Origin of the sequence: Burkholderia reimsis, assembly GCF_003294055.1 — a bacterium.
Taxonomy (GTDB): Bacteria; Pseudomonadota; Gammaproteobacteria; order Burkholderiales; family Burkholderiaceae; genus Burkholderia; species Burkholderia cepacia.
The window spans coordinates 222505-245640 of sequence record NZ_QMFZ01000004.1 but is presented as its reverse complement, the minus strand read 5'-3'; the positions used below and the strand labels follow the sequence as shown (position 1 = coordinate 245640).

23 protein-coding genes and 1 pseudogene are annotated in these 23136 nt (G+C 65.8%); 11 read left to right on the top strand and 13 right to left on the bottom strand.

The features are described from left to right. Positions 1–74: 74 nt before the first annotated feature. The 3 genes from thrC to DPV79_RS07760 are packed head-to-tail and all read right to left on the bottom strand — an operon-like array spanning position 75 to position 4160. The gene (thrC, locus tag DPV79_RS07770; protein WP_059494224.1) at positions 75–1526 is read right to left on the bottom strand and encodes a threonine synthase; all 1452 of its coding nucleotides are present in this window, start codon (positions 1524–1526) and stop codon (positions 75–77) included. Positions 1527–1540: 14 nt separating this feature from the next. Beyond that, on the bottom strand, positions 1541–2869 hold the full coding sequence (locus tag DPV79_RS07765) for a homoserine dehydrogenase (RefSeq protein ID WP_021156505.1): 1329 nt from the start codon (positions 2867–2869) through the stop codon (positions 1541–1543). 52 nt (positions 2870–2921) lie between these two features. Beyond that, positions 2922–4160 (bottom strand): pyridoxal phosphate-dependent aminotransferase, encoded by a 1239-nt coding sequence (locus DPV79_RS07760; protein WP_021156506.1) that lies wholly within the window; start codon positions 4158–4160, stop codon positions 2922–2924. A gap of 316 nt (positions 4161–4476) precedes the next feature. Between DPV79_RS07760 and DPV79_RS07755 the strand changes: the two genes are divergently transcribed. The 9 genes from DPV79_RS07755 (at position 4477) to DPV79_RS07715 (ending at position 12838) form a co-directional block, all read left to right on the top strand. Beyond that, positions 4477–4851 (top strand): Mth938-like domain-containing protein, encoded by a 375-nt coding sequence (locus DPV79_RS07755; RefSeq protein WP_021156508.1) that lies wholly within the window; start codon positions 4477–4479, stop codon positions 4849–4851. Positions 4852–4974: 123 nt separating this feature from the next. Continuing rightward, the gene (locus DPV79_RS07750; protein WP_048021053.1) at positions 4975–6651 is read left to right on the top strand and encodes a glycosyltransferase family 39 protein; all 1677 of its coding nucleotides are present in this window, start codon (positions 4975–4977) and stop codon (positions 6649–6651) included. Positions 6652–6664: 13 nt separating this feature from the next. After that, the gene (locus tag DPV79_RS07745) at positions 6665–7036 is read left to right on the top strand and encodes an EamA family transporter (RefSeq protein ID WP_027787200.1); all 372 of its coding nucleotides are present in this window, start codon (positions 6665–6667) and stop codon (positions 7034–7036) included. A gap of 130 nt (positions 7037–7166) precedes the next feature. Beyond that, positions 7167–8318, top strand: a complete 1152-nt coding sequence (locus DPV79_RS07740) for a DegT/DnrJ/EryC1/StrS family aminotransferase (RefSeq protein ID WP_060067653.1) — start codon at positions 7167–7169, stop codon at positions 8316–8318. A gap of 6 nt (positions 8319–8324) precedes the next feature. Next, the gene (locus DPV79_RS07735; RefSeq protein WP_027787198.1) at positions 8325–9362 is read left to right on the top strand and encodes a glycosyltransferase; all 1038 of its coding nucleotides are present in this window, start codon (positions 8325–8327) and stop codon (positions 9360–9362) included. Further along, positions 9359–10306 carry a formyltransferase gene (locus DPV79_RS07730; RefSeq protein ID WP_091920893.1) on the top strand — a complete coding sequence of 316 codons (948 nt, stop codon included), beginning with the start codon at positions 9359–9361 and terminating at the stop codon, positions 10304–10306. Before DPV79_RS07735 ends, DPV79_RS07730 begins: the two co-directional genes overlap by 4 nt. After that, the gene (locus DPV79_RS07725; RefSeq protein ID WP_006482864.1) at positions 10303–11358 is read left to right on the top strand and encodes a bifunctional UDP-4-keto-pentose/UDP-xylose synthase; all 1056 of its coding nucleotides are present in this window, start codon (positions 10303–10305) and stop codon (positions 11356–11358) included. The genes DPV79_RS07730 and DPV79_RS07725 overlap by 4 nt, the downstream gene beginning before the upstream one ends. A gap of 13 nt (positions 11359–11371) precedes the next feature. Beyond that, on the top strand, positions 11372–12268 hold the full coding sequence (locus DPV79_RS07720; protein WP_021156515.1) for a polysaccharide deacetylase family protein: 897 nt from the start codon (positions 11372–11374) through the stop codon (positions 12266–12268). A 108-nt stretch (positions 12269–12376) separates the two neighbouring features. After that, positions 12377–12838 (top strand): peroxiredoxin, encoded by a 462-nt coding sequence (locus DPV79_RS07715; protein WP_011657063.1) that lies wholly within the window; start codon positions 12377–12379, stop codon positions 12836–12838. Between the two features lie 198 nt (positions 12839–13036). Here DPV79_RS07715 and DPV79_RS43750 read toward each other — a convergent pair. Further along, positions 13037–13278: pseudogene (locus DPV79_RS43750) on the bottom strand (hypothetical protein); the annotation flags it as partial. On the opposite strand from DPV79_RS43750, the gene DPV79_RS07705 reads away from it, so the two are divergent. Both DPV79_RS07705 and DPV79_RS07700 read left to right on the top strand, forming a co-directional pair. Further along, on the top strand, positions 13174–14976 hold the full coding sequence (locus tag DPV79_RS07705) for a PhoH family protein (RefSeq protein WP_042972757.1): 1803 nt from the start codon (positions 13174–13176) through the stop codon (positions 14974–14976). The pseudogene DPV79_RS43750 and the gene DPV79_RS07705 sit on opposite strands and share 105 nt — an antisense overlap. Positions 14977–15215: 239 nt before the next feature. Further along, positions 15216–16298 carry a C40 family peptidase gene (locus DPV79_RS07700; protein ID WP_113045118.1) on the top strand — a complete coding sequence of 361 codons (1083 nt, stop codon included), beginning with the start codon at positions 15216–15218 and terminating at the stop codon, positions 16296–16298. 144 nt (positions 16299–16442) lie between these two features. Here DPV79_RS07700 and DPV79_RS07695 read toward each other — a convergent pair whose 3' ends face one another. The 9 genes from DPV79_RS07695 to DPV79_RS07655 all read right to left on the bottom strand — a co-directional run bounded on the left by DPV79_RS07695 (position 16443) and on the right by DPV79_RS07655 (position 22991). Then, positions 16443–17453, bottom strand: coding sequence for an inorganic phosphate transporter (locus DPV79_RS07695; RefSeq protein ID WP_021156518.1), 1011 nt, complete (start codon positions 17451–17453; stop codon positions 16443–16445). A gap of 10 nt (positions 17454–17463) precedes the next feature. Then, complete coding sequence (locus tag DPV79_RS07690) at positions 17464–18090, bottom strand: DUF47 domain-containing protein (RefSeq protein ID WP_006478627.1); 627 nt, start codon at positions 18088–18090, stop codon at positions 17464–17466. A 138-nt stretch (positions 18091–18228) separates the two neighbouring features. Further along, positions 18229–19611: a replicative DNA helicase gene (locus tag DPV79_RS07685; RefSeq protein ID WP_006486249.1), complete on the bottom strand. Its 1383-nt coding sequence runs from the start codon at positions 19609–19611 to the stop codon at positions 18229–18231. Positions 19612–19746: 135 nt separating this feature from the next. Next, complete coding sequence (rplI, locus tag DPV79_RS07680) at positions 19747–20199, bottom strand: 50S ribosomal protein L9 (RefSeq protein ID WP_021156519.1); 453 nt, start codon at positions 20197–20199, stop codon at positions 19747–19749. Between the two features lie 27 nt (positions 20200–20226). Beyond that, the gene (gene rpsR / locus DPV79_RS07675) at positions 20227–20502 is read right to left on the bottom strand and encodes a 30S ribosomal protein S18 (protein WP_006486248.1); all 276 of its coding nucleotides are present in this window, start codon (positions 20500–20502) and stop codon (positions 20227–20229) included. A gap of 4 nt (positions 20503–20506) precedes the next feature. After that, positions 20507–20806, bottom strand: coding sequence for a primosomal replication protein N (gene priB / locus DPV79_RS07670; RefSeq protein ID WP_011657069.1), 300 nt, complete (start codon positions 20804–20806; stop codon positions 20507–20509). Positions 20807–20846: 40 nt separating this feature from the next. Continuing rightward, entirely contained in the window at positions 20847–21221 is a 375-nt protein-coding gene (rpsF, locus tag DPV79_RS07665; protein WP_006402295.1) for a 30S ribosomal protein S6, read from the bottom strand. Between the two features lie 242 nt (positions 21222–21463). Continuing rightward, on the bottom strand, positions 21464–22360 hold the full coding sequence (locus DPV79_RS07660) for an anti-sigma factor family protein (protein WP_059687390.1): 897 nt from the start codon (positions 22358–22360) through the stop codon (positions 21464–21466). Further along, positions 22350–22991 carry an RNA polymerase sigma factor gene (locus DPV79_RS07655; RefSeq protein ID WP_059587858.1) on the bottom strand — a complete coding sequence of 214 codons (642 nt, stop codon included), beginning with the start codon at positions 22989–22991 and terminating at the stop codon, positions 22350–22352. Before DPV79_RS07655 ends, DPV79_RS07660 begins: the two co-directional genes overlap by 11 nt. Positions 22992–23136 lie beyond the last annotated feature (145 nt).

Genomic DNA, 23136 nt, shown 5'->3' with positions numbered 1-23136 from the left:
CCGGAACCCCGATCCGTTCGACGAATCGGCATTCCGGCCGTCCTGCGCTGCCGGGCCCGCGGCCCGGCCACGCGTCATGCGCCCGTATGGGCGGCGATGAAGTCCTTCACCTGCTGCGCGTCGGCCTTCACGACCTCGAAACGCTGCGGCAGCGCCTCGAGCCCGTCGAATGCGGCCGGACGCTCGGCCTCGCGATCGAGCGCCTCGCGAATCGTCTCGCCGAACTTGATCGGCTGAGCGGTCTCGAGCACGACCATCGGCACGCCCGCGTCGAGATGCTCGCGCGCGACCTTCACGCCGTCGGCCGTGTGCGTGTCGATCATCGTGTCGTAACGCGAGAACACGTCGCGGATCGTCGCGATGCGGTCCGTGTGGCTGCTGCGGCCCGACACGAAACCGAACTCGGCGACCCGTGCGAAATCGCCGCTCGCCGCGAGATCGAAGCCGCCTTTCTCCTCGACGTCGCGGAACAGCTGCATCACGCGCGCCGGATCGCGGCCGAGCAGGTCGAACACGAAGCGCTCGAAATTCGATGCCTTCGAGATGTCCATGCTCGGGCTGCTCGTGTGATAGGTGTTCTCGGCGCTGCGCACGCGATACGCGCCCGTGCGGAAGAACTCGTCGAGCACGTCGTTCTCGTTGGTCGCGACCACGAGCTTCGCGATCGGCAGGCCCATCATCCGCGCGATGTGGCCCGCGCAGACGTTGCCGAAGTTGCCCGACGGCACCGTGAACGACACGCGCTCGTCGTTGGACTGCGTCGCCGCGAAGTAGCCCTTGAAGTAGTACACGACCTGCGCGACGACGCGCGCCCAGTTGATCGAGTTGACCGTGCCGATCTTCTGCTGCGCCTTGAACGCGTGATCGTTCGACACCGCCTTCACGATGTCCTGGCAGTCGTCGAACACACCCTCGACCGCGAGGTTGAAGATGTTCGGATCCTGCAGGCTGAACATCTGGGCCGTCTGGAACGCGCTCATCTTCTTGTGCGGCGACAGCATGAACACGCGCACGCCGGCCTTGCCGCGCATCGCGTATTCGGCCGCGCTGCCCGTGTCGCCGGACGTCGCGCCGAGAATGTTCAGCGTCTGCCCGTGCTTCGCGAGCGTGTACTCGAACAGGCTGCCGAGCAGCTGCATCGCCATGTCCTTGAACGCGAGCGTCGGGCCGTTCGACAGTTCCAGCAGCGACAGCGCCGCGCCGTTCTCGGTGCCGAGCGTCTTCAGCGGCGTGATGTCGGACGCGTTCTCGCCATGGCGCGTGTTGCGGTACACGTCGGCCGTGTACGTGCGGCGCGTGATCGCGCGCAGGTCGTCGGCCGGCACGTCGTCGCAGAACTTCGACAGGATCTCGAACGCGAGATCCGCATACGACAGCGTGCGCCAGCGCGCGAGCTCGTCGGCCGACACCTTCGGATATTCGGACGGCAGGTACAGCCCGCCGTCCTTCGCGAGGCCACCGAGCAGGATGTCGGAGAACGTGTGGCGCTCGCCGATGCCGGCGCCGCGCGTGGAGATGTAGTTCATGTCGCCTTCCGTCCTCAGTTCAGCGCTTCCATGCGCAGCTTCGTTACCTTCGAGACCACCGTCGAGAGGCTCTCGATCTGCGCGATCGCCGCGTTGACGTTCTTCTCGACCGTCTCGTGCGTGATCAGGATGATGTCGGTCTCGCCGTTCGCGCCGTCGATCTGCTCCGATTCCTTCTGCAGCAGCGCGTCGATCGAGATGCCCGACGCGGCGAGGATGCGCGTGATGTCGGCCAGCACGCCCGTCTGGTCGGCGACGCGCAGGCGCAGGTAGTAGCCGCTCGTCACTTCCTCGATCGGCAGGATCGGCGTGTTCGACAGGCTGTCCGGCTGGAACGCGAGATGCGGCACGCGATGCTCCGGGTCCGCCGTGTGCAGGCGCGTGACGTCGACGAGATCCGCGACCACGGCCGACGCGGTCGGCTCCGCGCCCGCGCCCTTGCCGTAATACAGCGTCGTGCCGACCGCGTCGCCGTGCACGACGACCGCGTTCATCGCGCCCTCGACGTTCGCGAGCAGGCGCTTTTCCGGAATCAGCGTCGGGTGCACGCGCAGCTCGATGCCGTTTGCGGCGCGGCGCGCGATGCCGAGCAGCTTGATCCGGTAGCCGAGCTCTTCCGCGTAGCGGATGTCGGTCGCGTCGAGCTTGCTGATGCCTTCGACGTATGCGCGGTCGAACTGCACCGGCACGCCGAACGCGATCGCGCTCATGATCGTCGCCTTGTGCGCGGCGTCGACGCCTTCGATGTCGAAGGTCGGATCGGCTTCCGCGTAGCCGAGCTCCTGCGCGGCCTTCAGCGCGGTCGCGAAGTCGAGCCCGCGATCGCGCATTTCCGACAGGATGTAGTTGGTCGTGCCGTTGATGATGCCCGCGATGTACTGGATGCGGTTCGCGGTCAGGCCTTCGCGCAGCGCCTTGATGATCGGGATGCCGCCGGCGACGGCCGCCTCGAACGCGACCATCACGCCCTTCGCGCGCGCGGCCTCGAAGATCTCGGTGCCGTGCACCGCGAGCAGCGCCTTGTTGGCCGTCACGACATGCTTGCCGTTCGCGATCGCGCGCAGCACGAGGTCGCGCGCGATGCCCGTGCCGCCGATCATCTCGGCGACGATCGCGATCGACGGATCATCGACGACCGCGTTGAAATCGTCGGTGATCTGCGCGGCGCCGGCATCGCCGCCGAGCGCAGCCAGCGCCTTGGCCGGGTTGCGCACCGCAATGCGCGTCACCTCGATGCCGCGCCCCGCGCGTCGCTTGATTTCTTCCTGGTTGCGGCCCAGCACCGTGAAGGTGCCGCTGCCCACCGTGCCGAAGCCCAACAGGCCAACTTTGATCGGTTCCATGCTGCGTGTGATCGATGAGTAAGAAGTAGTGAGTACCGTGTGGCCCTGCCGCTCAGGCCGAATGGCGCTTGCGGTAGCCGTCGAGGAAGCGTGCGATCCGGTTGATCGAATCGGTCAGGTCGTCGAGGTTCGGCAGGAAGACCACGCGGAAGTGGTCCGGCGTCGTCCAGTTGAAGCCCGTGCCCTGCACGAGCAGTACGCGCTCCTCGAGCAACAGGTCGAGAATGAACTGCTGGTCGTTCTGGATCGGATAAAGCTTCGGGTCGAGGCGCGGGAACATGTACAGCGCGGCCTGCGGCTTCACGCAGGTCACGCCCGGGATCGACGTGAGCATGTCGTACGCGAGTTCGCGCTGCTTGTACAGGCGCCCGCTCGGCACGATCAGCTCGTTGATGCTCTGGTAGCCGCCGAGCGCCGTCTGGATCGCGAACTGCCCGGGCACGTTCGCGCACAGGCGCATCGACGACAGGATGCCGAGCCCCTCGAGGTAATCCTTCGCGCGCCGGCGGTTGTCGCCGCCGAGGCCCGACACGGCCATCCAGCCCGCGCGGTAGCCGCACGAGCGATAGCTCTTCGACAGGCTGTTGAACGTGACGGTGATCACGTCCTCCGACAGCGAACCCAGCGCCGTGTGCTCGAGGCCGTCGTAGACGATCTTGTCGTACACCTCGTCGGCGAACACGATCAGCCCGTGCTGGCGCGCGATCTCGAGCAGTTCGAGCAGCAATTCGTCCGAATAAAGCGCGCCCGTCGGGTTGTTCGGGTTGATCACGACGATCGCCTTCGTGTTCGGCGTGATCTTGCGGCGGATGTCGTCGAGATCGGGCATCCACGCGTTCTGCTCGTCGCAGATGTAATGCACCGGCGTGCCGCCCGACAGGCTGACCGCCGCCGTCCACAGCGGGTAGTCGGGCGCGGGCAGCAGCACTTCGTCGCCGTCGTTCAGGAGCGCCTGGGTCGCCATCACGATCAGCTCGGACGCGCCGTTGCCGATGTAGATGTCGTCGAGGCCGACGCCCACGACGCCCTTTTCCTGCGTGTAGTGCATCACGGCCTTGCGCGCCGAGAACACGCCCTTCGAATCCGAATAGCCGGACGACGTCGGCAGGTTGCGGATCATGTCCTGGATGATCTCGTCCGGCGCATCGAAACCGAACGGCGCGAGGTTGCCGATGTTCAGCTTGATGATGCGGTGGCCTTCTTCCTCGAGGCGCTTCGCGTGCTCGAGCACCGGGCCACGGATGTCGTAGCAGACGTTGAGCAGCTTGTTCGACTTCTGAATCGGTTTCACGACGACACGGTTCCTGGGTTGGCCTTGCGGCCGGGGGGACGGGATCAAAACTGGAAAGCGGCCGGTCTGTGCGCGCTGTCTAGACTGGGGAAAAGCGGGCGGTCGGGCGCGGCTTGTGGCGACGCGCGACGCAAGTGGCGCCCGGGGGCGACCAAAAAGTTATAATTTAGCGGATTTTGGCCGACTTTCGCAATGCACCATAGCCGCGCCGGGCCCACGCCGTCAGGCGTCCCGCGTGCCCGGGCAAGCGAAACCGGCCTTCCGGGCCCCCTGTGGCCCTGCAACACATTCCCCTTCGGAACCGCGGAATACCGACTTGAAACTGCACCAGGACGCGAGCGGCGCGCTCAACACCGTCACCGGCTACGGCCCCGATTATGTCGACGTCAATCTCGAACGCCATGAAACGAGCGTCATCGTGCTGCCCGGCGCGCCGGTCCAGACGTGGCCCGTGTCGTCATTCGACGCGCTCGCGCCCGAGCATTTCGCGATGCTGCTCGAACCGACCCCCGAACTCGTGATCTTCGGCAGCGGCGCACGGCTGCGCTTCCCGCACCCGCGGCTCGTCGCGGCGCTCACGGCCAAGCGGATCGGCGTCGAGACGATGGATTTCCAGGCGGCCTGCCGCACCTACAACATCCTGATGGCCGAAGGCCGCAAAGTCGCCGCCGCGCTCTTAATTGAACGTTAATCCGCGATGCGGTAAAACTCGGGCCGGCGCAGCGGGTCGATCCCCGGATCGGCCCAGCCAGGCCGCCCGCCCCCGGCGCAACCCGCCGGCGGCCCGTCACAACAACCAACAGGCTGAAAATCCATGAACGATACGCCGTCGAGGCTACCGCTCAACCGCATCACGCTCGTCCTCCTCGTCGTCGCGCTCGCGATCGTCTGGTTCGCGCCGCTCGGGCTGCGCCACCTGATCCCGAGCGACGAAGGCCGCTACGCGGAAATGGCGCGCGAGATGTTCGTCACCGGCGACTGGATCACGCCGCGCTACAACGGCTACAAGTACTTCGAGAAGCCGCCGCTGCAGACCTGGCTGAACGCGCTCACGTTCGCGTGGTTCGGCATCGGCGAATGGCAGGCGCGCCTCTACACGGCCGTCGCGAGCTTCGCCGGCGTGCTGCTGGTCGGCTTCACGGGCGCGCGCCTGTTCAATCCGCTGTCGGGTTTCCTCGCCGCCGTCGTGCTCGCGGCGTCGCCGTACTGGAACCTGATGGGCCACTTCAACGCGCTCGACATGGGCCTTGCGTTCTGGATGGCACTGTCGCTGTGCTCGCTGCTGCTCGCGCAACGGCCCGGGCTGCGCCCGGCCGCGGCACGCGGCTGGATGTGGGCGTGCTGGGCCGCGATGGCGTTCGCGGTGCTGTCGAAGGGCCTCGTCGGCCTGATCCTGCCCGGCGCCGTGCTCGTGCTCTATACGTTGATCGCGCGTGACTGGGCGCTCTGGAAGCGCCTGTACCTGGTGAGCGGCCTCGTGATCTTCTTCGCGATCGTCACGCCGTGGTTCGTGCTCGTCCAGCAGCGCAACCCCGAGTTCTTCAACTTCTTCTTCATCGTCCAGCAGTTCCGCCGGTACCTGACCCCGGAACAGAACCGTCCGGGCCCGCTCTACTACTTCGTGCCCGTGCTGCTGGTCGGCTTCCTGCCGTGGCTGTCGGTTGCGTGGCAGAGCATCCGCCATGCGCTGCGGATGCCGCGCCAGCCGAACGGCTTCTCGCCGATGCTCGTGCTGCTGATCTGGAGCGCATTCATCTTCCTGTTCTTCAGCGCGTCGCATTCGAAGCTGATCTCGTACGTGCTGCCGGTCGCGCCGGCGCTCGCGCTGATCATCGGCGCGTACCTGCCGCTGATGACCGCCGACCGGTTCCGCCGCCACCTGCTCGGCTACCTCGTGTTCTTCGTCGCCGCAGCGTTCGGGATCATCTTCCTCGCGTACCAGGGCGATGCCCGCACGCCGAACGCGCTGTACCGCGCGTTCCAGATGTGGCTGTACGCGGGCCTCGCGGTCGCCGCCGCGCTGACGCTCGCGGCCGCCTGGCTGAACCGCCGCACGGGCGTCGCCGCCGCGCTTGCCGCGTTCGGCGCCGCGTGGCTCGCCTTCGGCACGATCGGCGGCACCGGGCACGACGAGTTCGGCCGCTACAGCTCGGGCGCGCTGCTCGCGCCGACGGTGCGCGCCGAACTGGCGAAACTGCCGCCCGACACGCCGTTCTACTCGATCGAGATGCTCGATCACACGTTCCCGTTCTACATGGGCCATACGACGATCATGGTCCAGCGCCAGGACGAGCTCGCGTTCGGCATCTCGATGGAGCCCAACAAGTGGATTCCGACCGTCGACGAATGGATCACGCGCTGGAAGCAGGAAACCCATGCGCTCGCGATCATGCCGCCCGGCCAGTACGACGCCCTGGTCAAGCAAGGCGTGCCGATGCGCGTGATTGCGCGCGACAACCGTCGCGTGATCGTCGAGAAACCGCAATCGTAAGGACGCCCATCGCATGAATCCCGTTTCGCTCGTCTGCATCGTCACCGGCGTGATGCTCAACGCCGTTGCGCAACTGCTGCTGAAGGCCGGCGTCAACGCCGTCGGGCACTTCGAGTTCAGCCGTGCGAACATCATCCCGGTCGGGCTGAAGATCGCCACCCAGCTGCCGATCATCGGCGGCCTCGGCTGCTACGTGCTGAGCGTCGTGGTCTGGATCCTCGGGCTGTCGCGGGTCGACGTGTCGATCGCGTACCCGATGCTGTCGCTCGGCTACGTCGTCAACGCGTTCGCGGCCTGGTACCTGTTCGGCGAGGTGCTGTCGGTCCAGCGGCTCGTCGGCATCGGCATCATCCTGATCGGCGTGCTGGTGCTCGCGCGAAGCTGAGCACGCTCCGCCGCGTTAAGCGTCCGCCTACAAAAAATCACGGTGCGTTTCCGCCAACCGGTGTTTAATGCCGGTTTCGGCCGGGATCGCCCGACCCTTTTATTACACGCCATTACAGGCCAAAGCGTACATGAGCCAGACTACCGCTCCGTTTCTGCCGTTCACCCGCCCCGAGATCGATGAGGAAACCATCCAGGGCGTCGTCGAAGTGCTGCGTTCGGGCTGGATCACCACCGGCCCGCAAAGCCAGAAATTCGAAGCGGCGCTGTCCGAATACTGCGGCGGCCGTCCGGTCCGCGCGTTCAACTCGGGTACCTGCACGCTCGAGATCGGCCTGCGCATCGCGGGTGTCGGCCCCGGCGACGAGGTGATCACGACGCCGGCGTCGTGGGTCTCGACCAGCAACGTGATCCTCGAGACGGGCGCGACGCCCGTGTTCGCCGACATCGATCCCGTCACGCGCAACATCGACCTCGACAAGCTCGAGCAGGCGATCACGCCGCGCACGAAGGCGATCATCCCCGTGTTCCTGTCCGGCCTGCCGGTCGACATGGATCGCCTGTACGCGATCGCGCGCGCGCACAAGCTGCGCGTGATCGAGGACGCCGCGCAGGCGTTCGGCTCGACGTGGAACGGCAAGCGCATCGGTGCGATCGGCGACATCGTGTCGTTCAGCTTCCACGCGAACAAGAACCTCACGACGATCGAAGGCGGCGCGCTCGTGCTGAACAACGAGGAAGAAGCGACGCTCGCGCAGAAGTACCGGCTGCAGGGCATCACGCGCACGGGCTTCGACGGGATGGACTGCGACGTGCTCGGCGGCAAGTACAACCTGACCGACGTCGCCGCGCGTGTCGGCCTGGGCCAGCTGCCGCACCTCGAACGCTTCACCGCGCAGCGCCGCGCGCTCGCCCGTGCGTATTTCGACGCGTTCGACGGCAGCGCGGCCGTGAAGCTCGGCGTCGGCCTGCCGGTCGCCGAATTCGAGAACGGCAACTGGCACATGTTCCTGATCACGCTGCCGCTCGAGCGGCTGACGATCACCCGCGCCGAGTTCATGGCGCAGATGAAGGAACGCGGCATCGGCACGGGCATCCACTACCCGGCGATCCATCTTTTCACGCTGTACCGTGCGCGCGGCTTCAAGGAGGGCATGTTCCCCCACGCCGAACGGTACGGCGCGTCGACCGTCACGCTGCCGCTCTTCACGCAGATGACGGAAGGCGATGTGCGTCGCGTGGTCGACGCCATCAACCAGATTTGCGAACAATACGGAAATTAAGCGTACATGAGTCACCTTGAAGCACGCGCCGGGCATCCGGGCGCCGGGCACCTGGACGCAGGCCGTCCCGAAGTATCGGTCATCATCCCCGTGTACAACGAGGAAGACGGCCTCGCCGCGCTGTTCGCGCGGCTGTATCCGGCGCTCGACGCACTCGACACGTCATACGAAGTGATCCTGATCAACGACGGCAGCCGCGACCGCTCGGCCGCAATGCTCGCCGATCAGTTCCACGTACGTCCCGACACGACGCGCATCGTGCTGCTCAACGGCAACTACGGCCAGCACATGGCGATCCTCGCCGGCTTCGCGCAATCGCGCGGCGAGATCGTCATCACGCTCGACGCCGACCTGCAGAACCCGCCCGAGGAAATCGGCAAGCTGATCGCGAAGATGCGCGAGGGCTACGACTACGTCGGCTCGATCCGCAAGCAGCGCCAGGACAGCCTGTGGCGGCGCAAGGCGTCGCAGATGATGAACCGGCTGCGCGAGCGCATCACGCGCATCAAGATGACCGACCAGGGCTGCATGCTGCGCGCGTACAGCCGTCGCATCATCGATACGATCAACGTGTGCGGCGAAGTCAACACGTTCATCCCCGCGCTCGCCTATACGTTCGCGCAGAAGCCGACCGAGATCGAGGTCGCGCACGAGGAGCGCTTTGCCGGCGAATCGAAGTACTCGCTGTACAGCCTGATCCGCCTGAACTTCGACCTCGTGACGGGCTTCTCGGTCGTGCCGCTGCAGTGGCTGTCGTTCATCGGCGTGATCCTGTCGCTCGGCTCCGCCGCGCTGTTCGTGCTGCTGCTCGTGCGACGCTTCATCGTCGGCGCGGAAGTGCAAGGCGTGTTCACGCTGTTCGCGATCACGTTCTTCCTGCTCGGCGTGATCATCTTCGCGCTCGGCCTGCTCGGCGAGTACGTCGGCCGCATCTACCAGCAGGTGCGCGCGCGGCCGCGCTACCTGATCCAGGCCGTGCTCGAGCAGCACGACGGCGTGCCGCCGGTGCCGGCCGGCACGAACCGCACGGGAGCCGGGCAATGAAACCGCGCGCAGTCGTCTTCGCGTATCACAACGTCGGCGTGCGCTGCCTGCAGGTGCTGCTCGCGCGCGGCGTCGACGTCGCACTCGTCGTCACGCACGAGGACAACCCGAACGAGAACATCTGGTTCGGCAGCGTCGCATCGGTCGCCGCCGAGCACGGGATCCCGGTCGTCACGCCGGCCGATCCCGCCGATCCGGCGCTGCGCCGCGCGGTGTCCGACGCACGGCCCGATTTCATCTTCTCGTTCTACTACCGTCACATGCTGCCGGTGGACCTGCTCGCGATCGCGCCGCGCGGCGCGTACAACATGCACGGTTCGCTGCTGCCGAAATACCGGGGTCGGGTACCGACCAACTGGGCCGTGCTGAACGGCGAGACCGAAACCGGCGCGACGCTGCACGAGATGGCCGCGAAGCCCGACGCGGGCGCGATCATCGCCCAGACCGCGGTGCCGATCCTGCCGGACGACACGGCCACGCAGGTGTTCGACAAGGTCACGGTGGCCGCCGAGCAGACGCTCTGGCGCGTACTGCCCGCGCTGCTCGCGGGCGAGGCGCCGCACCTGCCGAACGACCTCGCGACCGGCAGCTACTACGGCGGGCGCAAGCCCGAGGACGGCCGCGTCGACTGGTCGAAGCCGGCCGCGCAGGTCTACAACCTGGTGCGCGCGGTCGCGCCCCCGTATCCGGGCGCGTTCACGGACGTCGACGGCACGCGTTTCGTGATCGCGCGCGCGCGCCTCGCGGCGCCCGGCAGCGCGGCAGCGGCCGCCGCGGCAGATTTGCCGCCCGGCCTGCACGTAAGCGATAATGCGCTATTCGGCGTCTGCGGCGACAGCCGCGCCCTATCCATTCTCGAGCTGTGGCAGCAGCGCGACGGCAGCGAAACCGTCGTGACGCCCGCGGAATTCGCGCAGTTCATTCATTCTTCCCGTCATTCATGAAAGCAAAAAAAGTCCTGATCCTGGGTGTGAACGGCTTCATCGGCCATCACCTGTCGAAGCGCATTCTTGAAACCACCGATTGGGAAGTGTTCGGCATGGACATGCAGACCGATCGGCTGGGCGACCTCGTCAACCACGAGCGGATGCATTTCTTCGAAGGCGACATCACGATCAACAAGGAGTGGGTCGAGTATCACGTGAAGAAGTGCGACGTGATCCTGCCGCTCGTCGCGATCGCGACGCCCGCCACCTACGTCCAGCAGCCGCTGCGCGTGTTCGAACTCGACTTCGAGGCGAACCTGCCGATCGTGCGTTCGGCCGTCAAGTACGGCAAGCACCTCGTGTTCCCGTCGACCTCCGAGGTCTACGGCATGTGCTCGGACGAGCAGTTCGACCCGGATGCATCGGCCCTCACCTACGGCCCGATCAACAAGCCGCGCTGGATCTACGCGTGCTCGAAGCAGCTGATGGACCGCGTGATCTGGGGCTACGGGATGGAAGGCCTGAACTTCACGCTGTTCCGTCCGTTCAACTGGATCGGCCCGGGCCTCGACTCGATCTACACGCCGAAGGAAGGCAGCTCGCGCGTCGTCACGCAGTTCCTCGGCCACATCGTGCGCGGCGAGAACATCAGCCTCGTCGACGGCGGCTCGCAGAAGCGCGCGTTCACCGACATCGGCGACGGCATCAGCGCGCTGATGAAGATCATCGAGAACAAGGACGGCGTCGCGTCGGGCAAGATCTACAACATCGGGAATCCGAAGAACAACTTCTCGGTTCGCGAACTCGCGCACAAGATGCTCGAACTGGCGGCGGAATTCCCCGAGTACGCCGATTCGGCCAAGCAGGTGAAGCTCGTCGAGACGACGTCCGGCGCGTACTACGGCAACGGCTACCAGGACGTGCAGAACCGCGTGCCGAAGATCGACAACACGATGCAGGAGCTCGGCTGGGCACCGCAGGCGACGTTCGACGACGCGCTGCGCAACATCTTCGAAGCGTATCGCGGCCACGTCGCCGACGCGCGCGCGCTCGTCGAGCAGCAAGGCTGAGCGGGACGTTCGCTTGGCTCGCATCGTCCTCAAGATCGACGTCGACACGCTGCGCGGCACGCGCGAAGGCGTGCCGAACCTCGCGCGCATCTTCGACCGCTTCAGTGCGCGCGCGACCTTCCTCTTCAGCCTCGGGCCCGATCACACGGGCTGGGCGCTGCGGCGCGTGTTCCGCCCCGGCTTCCTGAAGAAGGTGTCGCGCACGTCGGTGGTCGAACACTACGGCGTGAAGCAGCTGATGTACGGCGTGCTGCTGCCGGGCCCCGACATCGGCCGCCGCGCGATCGCCGACATGCGCGCGATTCACGAGGCCGGCTTCGAATGCGGGATCCACACGTGGGATCACGTGTACTGGCAGGACAACGTCCGTGCGCGCGATCGCGACTGGACCGCGCGTGAAATGCAGAAGAGTCACGCGCGCTTCATCGAGATCTTCGGCGCGCCGCCCGTCACGCACGGCGCGGCCGGCTGGCAGATGAACGATTCCGCGTTCGAGCAGATCGACGCATGGGGGATGCGCTACGCATCCGACGGCCGCGGCCATTCGCCGTACCTCCCCGTCGTCGACGGCCGCACGCTGTCGCACGTGCAGATGCCGACCACACTGCCGACGCTCGACGAAGTGCTCGGCATCGACGGCGTCGACACGCACAACGTCGCCGCGCACATCCTCAAGTTCACCGAAACCAATCCGCACGACCAGGTGTTCACGCTGCATGCGGAACTGGAAGGCCAGAAGCTCGCGCCCGTGTTCGAGCAACTGCTCGCCGGCTGGCGCGCGCAAGGCCACACGTTTGCGACGATGGGCGACTACCACGCGACGCTGGACCGCGACTCGTTGCCATCGTACCCTGTCACGTGGGGCGAAATTCCCGGCCGCTCCGGCGAACTGATCGTCCAGCCCGACTGAGTTCGCGCGCGCCGGCGTCGCCCGCGCCGCCCATGCGGCGCGCTGCCGCGACGCCCCGCCGAACCGCGCCGCCGCAGCGGCGCCTTTCCATAACAACAGGAGAAACACGTGTCCGTCGAAGTTGACCGTCAAGTTCCCGATTTCACCGCACCGGCCACGGGCGGCGACATTTCGCTGTCCGGCCTGAAGGGCAAGAAACTCGTGCTGTACTTCTATCCGAAGGACAACACGCCGGGCTGCACGACCGAAGGGCTGCAGTTCCGCGATCTCTATCCGAAGTTCAAGAAAGCCGGTGCGGAAGTCATCGGCGTGTCGCGCGACAGCCTGCGCTCGCATGACAATTTCAAGGCAAAGCTCGAACTGCCGTTCCCGCTGATTTCCGATGCCGACGAAGCGCTGTGCGCGCTGTTCGATGTCATCAAGATGAAGAAAATGTATGGGAAGGAAGTGCGCGGAATCGAGCGCTCGACGTTCCTGATCGACGCCGACGGCGTGCTTCGCCAGGCATGGCGCGGGATCAAGGTACCGGGTCATGTGGACGACGTGCTAAGTGCTGTACAAGCGCTTTGAGGCGCGTTATATTGGGCCGCAATGAATGCCAGTTCGCCCCATATTTCTCGTAGCTGCGCCGGTGCCTGTTGCAATGCTTCACGGCACCTGACGCGCATCACGACGGCATCAGCCGAGCCGCATGTCCCTGTCGACGGGGCAGCGGCTTTTTTTATGGAACGCGCGCCGGCCCTCCCCGGTCCGGCCTTTACCGCATCGAGGAGCTGATCGACACTTAGGCGAACCGGCTAGACGAAATTCCTGTGCGCCACCGCGCGCAAACTGCATGCATCTACGTCACGCAGGATGCGATCAGCGGCGCACGCCATGCGACACGATTCCTCCCGAGGGACACCATGCCTTTGCCTACTCCCCCCAGCAAGCTCGGCAGCCTGCTGCCGCCCGACGAATACAAGGCGAAAGCGCGGCCCGCGAAAGCCGCGAAGAAATCCGCCGAAGGGGACGCATCCACAGCCGGTGACTACGGTCCGGCGAGCGTGGCCCAACCGATGATCGAAGCCGCGAACACGGCCGCGCCACTGCGCGCCGTCGCGTCTTCGGCGCAGGAAACCGCGAGCGCACCCGCACGCGGTCGCAAGACCAGACAGACGGCCGCACTGTTGCAGCCGATGCCGGCACCCGCCGAACCCGCGGCGCCGGTCGTCGCGCGCAACGACAAGCCGGCCGCCGGCAAACCGGCCGCGGCTCCCGCGCGCGACACGGGCGCCGCGACGAAATCGCGCAGCCGCAAGGCCGCCGAAGCCGAACAGCAGAAACTGTTCGTGCTCGACACCAACGTGCTGATGCACGACCCGAGCAGCCTCTTCCGCTTCGAGGAACACGACGTCTATCTGCCGATGATGACGCTCGAGGAACTCGACAACCACAAGAAGGGGATGTCCGAAGTCGCGCGCAACGCACGCCAGGTCAGCCGCACGCTCGACGCGCTGGTCGCCGACGCGGGCCCGATCACGGCCGGCATTCCGCTGTCGCGCCTCGGCAGCCGCGAGGCGGTCGGCCGCCTGTACTTCCAGACGAAGCTCACCGACATCGCGCCCGTCGAAGGCTTGCCCGAAGGCAAGGCCGACAACCAGATCCTCGGCGTCGTGCGCGCGCTGCAGCGCGACCGGCCGGACCGCCAGGTCGTGCTGGTGTCGAAAGACATCAACATGCGGATCAAGGCGCATGCGCTCGGCCTGCCCGCTGAAGACTACTTCAACGACCAGGTGCTCGAGGATTCGGATCTCCTGTACAACGGCGTGCGTGAGCTGCCGCAGGATTTCTGGACCAAGCATGCGAAGGGCATGGAGAGCTGGCAGGACACGAAGACGGGCACCACGTACTACCGCGTGACGGGCCCGCTCGTCGCGTCGATGCTCGTCAACGAGTTCGTCTATCTCGAGCCGCAGAACGGCGAGCCAACTTTCCATGCGATCGTCCGCGAACTGAACGGCAAGACGGCGCTGCTGCAGACGCTGCGCGACTACAGCCACCACAAGAACAACGTGTGGGGCATCACCGCGCGCAATCGCGAGCAGAATTTCGCGCTGAACCTGCTGATGAACCCGGAGATCGACTTCGTCACGCTGCTCGGCCAGGCCGGTACCGGCAAGACGCTCGTCGCGCTCGCGGCCGGCCTCGCGCAGGTGCTCGACGACAAGCGCTACAACGAGATCATCGTGACGCGCGCGACCGTGCCCGTCGGCGAGGACATCGGTTTCCTGCCCGGCACCGAGGAAGAGAAGATGCAGCCGTGGATGGGTGCATTCGACGACAACCTCGAAGTGCTGCAGAAGACCGACGACGCCGCCGGCGAATGGGGGCGTGCCGCGACGCAGGAACTGATCCGTTCGCGCCTGAAGGTGAAGAGCATGAACTTCATGCGCGGCCGCACGTTCGTCGACAAGTACCTGATCATCGACGAGGCGCAGAACCTGACGCCGAAGCAGATGAAGACGCTCGTCACGCGTGCGGGCCCGGGCACGAAGATCGTGTGCCTCGGCAACATCGCGCAGATCGACACGCCTTACCTGACCGAAGGCAGCTCGGGGCTCACGTATGTCGTCGACCGCTTCAAGGGCTGGGGCCACAGCGGCCACGTGACGCTCGCGCGCGGCGAACGCTCGCGACTCGCCGACTACGCGTCGGACATCCTGTAACGCGACAGGCCGGCCCGTCGGCCGGCCGTCGACGCATCGCGGCGCTCCGTTCCCGGAGCGCCGTTTTTATTTTTGGGGTCTGAAACGTTGGTCATGCATCGTTACGCAACAGCCGCACTTACGCGCGAAACTTCAAGTAAATTCTCAGGAACGGTTGATTAAGTCCCGCCGGAACGTCTACCATCGGGTCTGTCTGTTGTCATACGATTCGCGAGCGTCCCGCGCTCGCCCGCCTTGCCATGCTTCGAATCTGGGTTCCCGTTGCTGTCGTTTCACTGCTTGCGGCCTGCTCCAGCGTGCCGCCGCAGTCGGCATCGCGCCCCGCGTCGGGCATGAGGATCACGACGCCGCGCGCATTCCCCGCTCCCGCCAATTTCCCGAAGTTCGTCGATCACAGCGTCGGCCAGGAAGAAATTTCGATCCAGGCGATGAGCCTCGTCGGCGTCCCGTATCGCTGGGGCGGCAACACGCCGACGAGCGGCTTCGACTGCAGCGGGCTCGTGCGCTACGTGATCGGCCGCGCAGCCGACGTGAACCTGCCGCGCACGACCGCCGACATGAGCGGCCGCGGCGTATCGGTCGAGCCCGACCAGATCGCGCCGGGCGACCTGATCTTCTTCAACACGACCGGACGGCCGCATTCGCACGTCGGCATCTACGTCGGCAAGCTGCGCTTCGTCAACGCACCGTCGACGGGCGGCACCGTGCGGCTCGACTACCTGACGAACCCGTACTGGGCCAAGCGTTTCGACGGCATTCGCCGCGTCGCGCCGCCGCGCGGGGCACCTGCGCCGTTCGATGCGCCGACCTACGAGGCCAAGCGCGACGAGCCGCGCAATTCGCCGGCGGTCGCGGCTGCTCCGGTGGTCGTGACGGCTGCCACCGCGCCGCGGCAACCCGCGACTGCGTCGTCGCAAGCGAGAGCGGCGCAGGTGCAGGCGCCCGCCCCGACCACGCCGGTCGTGACGACGGCCGCAGTTGCACCGGCAGCATCGGCCGCCGATCCGTACGAACCGCCGCCCTCGCGGATGCAGGCGGCCCAGCAGCAGGCCACGTCGATGAATGACGAGGTGACCGCGACGACGGCCAATGCCGCACCCGCCGCCACGACGGAAGTCGGCACGCAGATTCCGACGACTGCGCTGACGGCCGCCCAGGCCGCCGCCTTCGATGCCGAACCGCCGCCCGCCACCGCGTCGATGCCTCCACGCAGCATCGAGCCCGTGCAGGTGTGGCGTGCGTCGACGCAATCCGCGCCCGTCAGTCCGCGCGCGAGTACGGCAGACGATCCGATCGCGCGGTTCGCGAACGGCAGTTACTGACCGGTCGCTCGACCTTCGACCGCAGCGAGGTTGGCGGCATCCGCCGCCCTCCACCTCGTCGCCCCCTTCCGCCGCCCCAATAGAAAATGCGCCGCAGCCTTTCGGCTTGCGGCGCACTTCATGTCCGTTCGACAGTGCTGGCGATCAGAAGATCTGATGGCCGAGCCACCATCCGCCGGCCGCGAACAGCGCGGCTGCGGGCAGCGTCAGCACCCACGCCCACACGATGTTGCCGGCGACACCCCAGCGCACGGCCGACAGCTTCTGTGTCGCACCGACACCGACGATCGCGCCGGTGATCGTATGCGTGGTCGATACGGGAATGCCGAGGAACGACGCGATGAACAGCGTGATCGCCCCGCCGCTTTCCGCGCAGAAACCGCCGACCGGCTTGAGCTTCGTGATCTTCTGGCCCATCGTGCGCACGATGCGCCAGCCGCCGAACAGCGTGCCGAGGCCCATCGACAGGTAGCACGCGCCGATCACCCACGCGGGCGGCGCATCGGCGGTGGCCGATGCGTAGCCGCTCGCGATCAGCAGCATCCAGATGATGCCGATCGTCTTCTGTGCGTCGTTGCCGCCGTGGCCGAGGCTGTACAAGCCGGCCGACAGCAGCTGCAGCCGGCGGAAGCGCCGATCGACCTTGCTGGGCGCGGTACGGAAGTACAGCCACGACACGCCGAGCATGAACAGCGAACCGAGGATGAAACCGAGCAGCGGCGAAATGAAGATGAACGCAACCGTCTTCAGCAGCCCGTCGATGTTCAGCGAGCCCCAGCCCGACTTCGCGAGCGCGGCGCCGACGAGGCCGCCGATCAGTGCGTGCGACGAGCTCGACGGAATCCCGTAGTACCAGGTGATCACGTTCCAGCCGATCGCACCGACCAGCGCGCCGAATATGACGTAGTGGTCGACGATCTCGGGGTCGATCGTGCCTTTGCCGACGGTCTGCGCGACTTTAAGGTGGAAGATGAAATACGCGATCACGTTGAACGCGGCCGCGAACACGACGGCCTGCTGGGGCTTCAGCACCCCGGTCGACACGACGGTGGCGATCGAGTTCGCCGCGTCGTGAAAGCCGTTCATGAAGTCGAATACGAGCGCGACGAGAACGAGCGTCGCGACCATCCAGAGGGCGAGTTGTATCGAATGCATCGTGGTCCGCTCAGGCGTTTTCCAGCACGATGCCTTCGATGATGTTCGCGACGTCCTCGCACTTGTCGGTGATCTCTTCGAGCAGCTCGTAGATCGCCTTCAGCTTGATGAGCGTCTTCACGTCGTCTTCCTCGCGGAACAGCTTCGACATCGCCGCGCGCAGCACGCGATCGGCCTCCGATTCCCAGCGGTCGATCTCCTCGCACTGCTTGAGGATCTGCGCGGACTGCTTCATGTCGGACAGCAACCCGACCGCCTGCTGCACGTGCTGGGCGGACTGCGTGACGATGTGCGCGAGCTGGCTCGCCTCGGACGTGACGGACTGCACGTCGTACAGCGACACGGCGGTCGCGACGTCTTCCATCAGGTCGAGGATGTCGTCCATCGTTGTGATCAGCTTGTGGATCTCGTCGCGATCGAGCGGCGTGATGAAAGTCTTGTGCAGCAGATCGATCGCCTCGTGCGTGAGCTTGTCAGCAGCCTTCTCGGCAATTTGCACGTTTTGCTTGTGAATCTCGGCGTCGGCGAGATTGTCGATCAGCAGTTCGAGCTCGCGGCCACCGGAAACGATGTGCTTCGCGTGCGCGTTGAAGAGTTCAAAGAACTTGCCCTCGGTGGGCATGAATCGACCGAACATGGGATTCCTGAGAGATTGTCAAACTACTGTCACGAAAACGGGCGACATTGTACCGTTTTCGGTCGCGCCGCGACGCGCGCACATGCGCGCACCGGGATTGGATACAACGTTTGGCGATTTAGGACTTTACAATCGGCGTTACTCGCCGTAGAACGTCTGCGCTCCCGCAAAGTTGTCGAACTTCGTGTATTGCCCCAGGAACGTGAGCCGAACGGGGCCGATCGGGCCGTTACGCTGCTTGCCGATGATGATCTCGGCCGTGCCCTTGTCGGGGCTGTCCGGGTTGTAAACTTCGTCGCGGTAAATGAACAGGATCACGTCCGCATCCTGTTCGATTGCGCCCGATTCGCGCAAATCGGACATCACCGGACGCTTGTTCGGGCGCTGTTCGAGGCCACGGTTCAACTGCGACAGCGCGATCACCGGCACGTCGAGTTCCTTCGCGAGACTCTTCAGCGATCGCGAGATTTCCGAGATTTCGGTCGCGCGGTTCTCGCCCTGCGACGAACCCGACATCAGCTGCAGGTAGTCGACGATGATCAGGCCGAGCTTGCCGCACTGGCGCGCCAGGCGCCGCGCGCGCGAGCGCAATTCCATCGGGTTCAGGCCGCCCGTCTCGTCGATGAAGAGCTGCGCCTCGCTCATCTTCTGCACCGCGTGCGTCAGCTTCGGCCAATCCTCGTCCGTCAGGCGCCCGGTACGCATCCGGTGCTGGTCGAGCCGGCCGATCGAGCCGAGCATACGCATCACGAGCTGGGTGCCCGGCATTTCCATCGAGAACACCGCGACCGGCAGCCCGTACTCGACCGCGACGTATTCGCCGATGTTCATCGAGAACGCGGTCTTACCCATCGACGGTCGTCCCGCGACGATGATCAGTTCGCCGCCGTGCATCCCGGAGGTCATCCGGTCGAGGTCGACGAAGCCCGTCGGCGTGCCCGTGACGTCGCTGGGGTTCGCGGTGTGGTACAGCGTATCGATGCGCTCGACGACCTGCGTGAGCAGCGGGCCGATCTCGAGGAAGCCCTGGTTGCCGCGCGCGCCCTCTTCGGCGATCGAGAACACCTTCGATTCGGCCTCGTCGAGCAGCTGACGGACTTCCTTGCCCTGCGGGTTGAACGCATCGGCCGAGATTTCGTCGGCAACCGACACGAGCCGGCGCAGCACCGCACGATCGCGCACGATTTCCGCATAACGGCGGATGTTCGCGGCACTCGGCGTGTTCTGCGCGAGGGCGTTCAGGTACGCGAGGCCGCCGACGTCGTCGGCCTTGCCGGACGTGGTCAGCGCTTCGTACACGGTCACGACGTCGGCCGGGCGCGTCGACGCGATCAGCCGGCCAATGTGCTCGTAGATGATCCGGTGATCGTAGCGGTAGAAATCGCCCTGAGACAGGAAGTCGGCAATCCGGTCCCATGCCGCGTTGTCGAGCAACAGGCCGCCGAGCACCGACTGTTCGGCTTCGACCGAATGCGGCGGGACTTTCAGCGATTCGATTTGGGGATCTTGCGGCGCGTTCATGGGTTGGGATTATCGCGAATAGATCGCAGCAGCGCTACCGCTCCGGCGATCGGGCAATAAAAAAGGCAGGCCCCGGTTGCCCGGGCGCCTGCCCTTGTCCGGACGACGGAAGCCGCCCGGAAAGCTTGCATACGCTTACGCGTGGTCGCCGATCACGTTGATCGTGACGTCGACGACGACGTCCGTGTGCAGCGCGACCTGGACGTTGTGCTCGCCGATCATCTTCAGCGGGCCTTCCGGCATGCGAACTTGCAGCTTCTCGACTTCGAAACCTGCCTTCTTCAGCAGTTCCGCGACGTCGCCGTTCGTGACCGAGCCGAACAGACGGCCGTCAACGCCCGACTTCTGCGTGATTTCGAACGACTGGCCGTTCAGCTTCTCGCCGACTGCCTGCGATGCTGCCAGCTTTTCAGCGGCGATCTTTTCGAGTTCAGCGCGGCGCACTTCGAATTCGGCGATCGCTTCCTTCGTTGCACGGCGAGCCTTGCGGTTCGGGATCAGGAAGTTGCGAGCGTAACCGTCCTTGACCTTGACGATGTCGCCGAGGTTGCCCAGATTGGCGACTTTTTCCAACAGAATGATTTGCATTCGAATTCTCCTTATGGCGTCGCCGAGTTACGCCTTGTGCTGATCGGTGTACGGCAGCAGCGCGAGGAAACGCGCACGCTTGATTGCCGTGTCGAGCTGACGCTGATAGTGCGCCTTCGTACCCGTCAGACGCGCCGGCGTGATCTTGCCGTTTTCGCCGATGAAGTCCTTCAGCGTTTCCGTGTCCTTGTAGTCGATCTGCTCGACGCCTGCGGCCGTGAAACGGCAGAACTTCTTGCGCTTGAAGAGCGGGTTTTGTTGCTGACGACGCTTGTCGAATTTCTTACCAGTCGGGCGGGGCATGATTTCAGTCCTTTCCAATGTCCTGCAATGCTGTGATGTGAAACACCAAGGTTCTCGCGTTGCGGCTTTTCTTTGCCAGGAAGCCCGTGAACAGCGTTTCGACGCCCATTTCACGGCTTTCCAGCCTGCCGCTCGCCTCACCGGCCGCCACCGCCTCGATCGTCATTTCGACCTGACGGGGAATGCCTGCTTCGACGACTTCCGTGCGGTGATGCAATGTGGCGCTTGCGATCGGAACACCTGCCGGCGTATATCGCACCGGTGCGCGTTCGACGACGCTCGCCGTCAATTGCAACCTGTTCACGTGAGTGGCGCGCTCCTTGATGGCTTAATGAATGACGAACTTAAGCCTGCGCTTCGGTCGGCTGAGCTGCAGCCGCCTTCTTGGCTTCTTCGCGCTGAACTTCCTTCATCATCGGCGACGGGCCGGTTTCGGCCTTCTTCATCTTGACGATGAGGTGGCGCAGCACGGCGTCGTTGAACTTGAACGCGTGTTCGAGTTCGTCGAGCGTCGTCTGGTCGCACTCGATGTTCATGCAGACGTAGTGAGCCTTCGCGAGTTTCTCGATCATGTAGGCCAGTTGGCGACGGCCCCAGTCTTCGACACGGTGGATCTGACCGCCGTGCGACGTGATCGTGGTCTTGTAACGCTCGATCATCGCGGGCACTTGCTCGCTCTGATCGGGGTGCACGATGAATACGATTTCGTAATGACGCATTACACACTCCTTGTGGATTAAAGCCACCCGGGCGTCTGAACCGGTGTGGCAAGTGAGAAGCCGAAGATTCTAACCCGGATACGGGGCGCATGCAAGACCAATCGACGATCGGCGTGCGGATTCGGCCATGTTTTCAAAGACTTGAAGGGGCGCGGCCGGGCGGCCGGGCCGTTCTTCGGCCTTTTCCCCGGTCAGGGTCGGAGCGCAAGCGTGCGGCGGGCCCGCAGCCCGCCGTCGCGACGTCACTCGCTGCGCGTGCCGGCCAGCCGCGCGTCGAGCGCGGTCCTGAACGCCGCAAGTGCCGACGGCTCGGCGTCGGTCACGGCCCACCACGTCATCCCGGCCGCATCCCAGCGGTCGAGCGCATAACCCTGCGACACGGTCGAGTACGGCGCCCCCGGCCCTTCCCCGGCCGGCCGCACATAGACGTCGATCACGTGCTGCCGGTAACGGTAGACCAGCACCGCGACACGGCGGCGCCCGACGTAGTCGAGCCGGCCGCCGACCAGCGCGAAGCCGTTCGCCGCGAGATCCTCGACCGGCGGCGCATAGTCGAGCCGGCCGTTGAACCACGGCTTGACCGTGTGCCGGTCGGTCGAGATCACGTCGATGTCGCGCGCCGACAGGTCGGCACGCACGTGGCTCGACACGAGTTCGTCGACCGTGCGGTCGGTGTCGGCGTGGCGCGCGGACACCACCATCCCGCCCGCCGCGGCAAGCGCCACCAGCAGCGCGACACCCCAGCCGAGGCCGGGCAATGCCGCGACGCGCGGCCCGGTGCCGGCCGTGGCCGGGCGTGCCGCCCCGCCAAGCCCCGGCAGCCAGGACAACCCGTTACGCCCGCGCGGCCGCCGCTGCGGCTGCGATCGGGATCCGGATTGCGGCTCGGCCCGCGCCTGCTCGCGGGCAGGCACGTCGGCCGCGGCAGGCAGGCTCGCAAGAATGCTCGCCCGCAACGCATCCGGCGCACGGTGATAGTCGGCCTGACGCACGGCCTGCACCAGCGTGACGATCCGTTCGCGCTCCTGGCGACACACGTCGCACCCTTCGACATGCTGCTGGACCCGCAACGCGTCGGGCGCCGACAGCTCGCGGTCGACGTCCGCGTCCAGCAACGCTCGCGCTTCGTTACAGTCCATCGATAGCCTCCGATGCGGTTCCGCCTGCCGGCGTACGGCCCGGCCTGCCTTCGGCCGCCGGTGCCGGCGGGCCGCCCAGCAGCGCGGCGAGCTTGCGCCGGCCGCGTGCGAGCCGCGACATCACCGTGCCGACCGGCACGTCCGCGATCGCCGCGATCTCGCGGTAGCTCAGGTCCTCCATCTCGCGCAGCACCAGCACCTCGCGGTATTCGGGCGGCAGCTTCGCGAGCGCCGCGTTCACGAGCCGCACGTTCTCGCCGCGCAACAGGTGCGCGAGCGGGTCCTCGGTGGCAGGCTGCCAGTCGTCGGGCACGTCGGTGTCGTCCAGCGTGTCGGGCAGCGCGACCTCGTGCGCATGCGTGCGGCGCCGCCACTCCGTGTACCAGGTGTGGCGCACGATCGTCAGCAGCCACGGCCGCGCGTTGTCGCCGCGACACGAATCGACGAAGCGCAGTGCGCGCATGCACGCGTCCTGGACGACGTCGTCCGCATCGCCGGCGTTACCGCTCAGCCAGCGTGCGAGGTTGTACGCGGCGTCGAGATGCGGCAGCACGAGCGCGCGAAACCGCTCGCCGCGCGCGACCGCGTCGTCTGCCACCCGTTCTTCGACCGCCTGTCCGGCTTGCCCCACATGGCCTCCCTGGTCCCGGCGGCCGAAACCGCGCCCGTTCCGCGCACGGCGCCCGGACAGACCGGCAACGTGCGCGCTCGATGACCATACCGTTGCTGCGTCGAGTTTATTCCCGCGCCGGGCGCATGAAGCGTAAAAAAATCGC

What these genes read in the sequence shown, in the direction of transcription:
- thrC (WP_059494224.1), bottom strand. Translation starts at nt 1,526, where the DNA reads ATGAACTACATCTCCACGCGCGGCGCCGGCATCGGCGAGCGCCACACG.
- DPV79_RS07765 (WP_021156505.1), bottom strand. Translation starts at nt 2,869, where the DNA reads ATGGAACCGATCAAAGTTGGCCTGTTGGGCTTCGGCACGGTGGGCAGC.
- DPV79_RS07750 (WP_048021053.1), top strand. Translation starts at nt 4,975, where the DNA reads ATGAACGATACGCCGTCGAGGCTACCGCTCAACCGCATCACGCTCGTC.
- DPV79_RS07745 (WP_027787200.1), top strand. Translation starts at nt 6,665, where the DNA reads ATGAATCCCGTTTCGCTCGTCTGCATCGTCACCGGCGTGATGCTCAAC.
- DPV79_RS07740 (WP_060067653.1), top strand. Translation starts at nt 7,167, where the DNA reads ATGAGCCAGACTACCGCTCCGTTTCTGCCGTTCACCCGCCCCGAGATC.
- DPV79_RS07735 (WP_027787198.1), top strand. Translation starts at nt 8,325, where the DNA reads ATGAGTCACCTTGAAGCACGCGCCGGGCATCCGGGCGCCGGGCACCTG.
- DPV79_RS07730 (WP_091920893.1), top strand. Translation starts at nt 9,359, where the DNA reads ATGAAACCGCGCGCAGTCGTCTTCGCGTATCACAACGTCGGCGTGCGC.
- DPV79_RS07725 (WP_006482864.1), top strand. Translation starts at nt 10,303, where the DNA reads ATGAAAGCAAAAAAAGTCCTGATCCTGGGTGTGAACGGCTTCATCGGC.
- DPV79_RS07705 (WP_042972757.1), top strand. Translation starts at nt 13,174, where the DNA reads ATGCCTTTGCCTACTCCCCCCAGCAAGCTCGGCAGCCTGCTGCCGCCC.
- DPV79_RS07700 (WP_113045118.1), top strand. Translation starts at nt 15,216, where the DNA reads ATGCTTCGAATCTGGGTTCCCGTTGCTGTCGTTTCACTGCTTGCGGCC.
- DPV79_RS07695 (WP_021156518.1), bottom strand. Translation starts at nt 17,453, where the DNA reads ATGCATTCGATACAACTCGCCCTCTGGATGGTCGCGACGCTCGTTCTC.
- DPV79_RS07690 (WP_006478627.1), bottom strand. Translation starts at nt 18,090, where the DNA reads ATGTTCGGTCGATTCATGCCCACCGAGGGCAAGTTCTTTGAACTCTTC.
- DPV79_RS07685 (WP_006486249.1), bottom strand. Translation starts at nt 19,611, where the DNA reads ATGAACGCGCCGCAAGATCCCCAAATCGAATCGCTGAAAGTCCCGCCG.
- rplI (WP_021156519.1), bottom strand. Translation starts at nt 20,199, where the DNA reads ATGCAAATCATTCTGTTGGAAAAAGTCGCCAATCTGGGCAACCTCGGC.
- rpsR (WP_006486248.1), bottom strand. Translation starts at nt 20,502, where the DNA reads ATGCCCCGCCCGACTGGTAAGAAATTCGACAAGCGTCGTCAGCAACAA.
- rpsF (WP_006402295.1), bottom strand. Translation starts at nt 21,221, where the DNA reads ATGCGTCATTACGAAATCGTATTCATCGTGCACCCCGATCAGAGCGAG.
- DPV79_RS07660 (WP_059687390.1), bottom strand. Translation starts at nt 22,360, where the DNA reads ATGGACTGTAACGAAGCGCGAGCGTTGCTGGACGCGGACGTCGACCGC.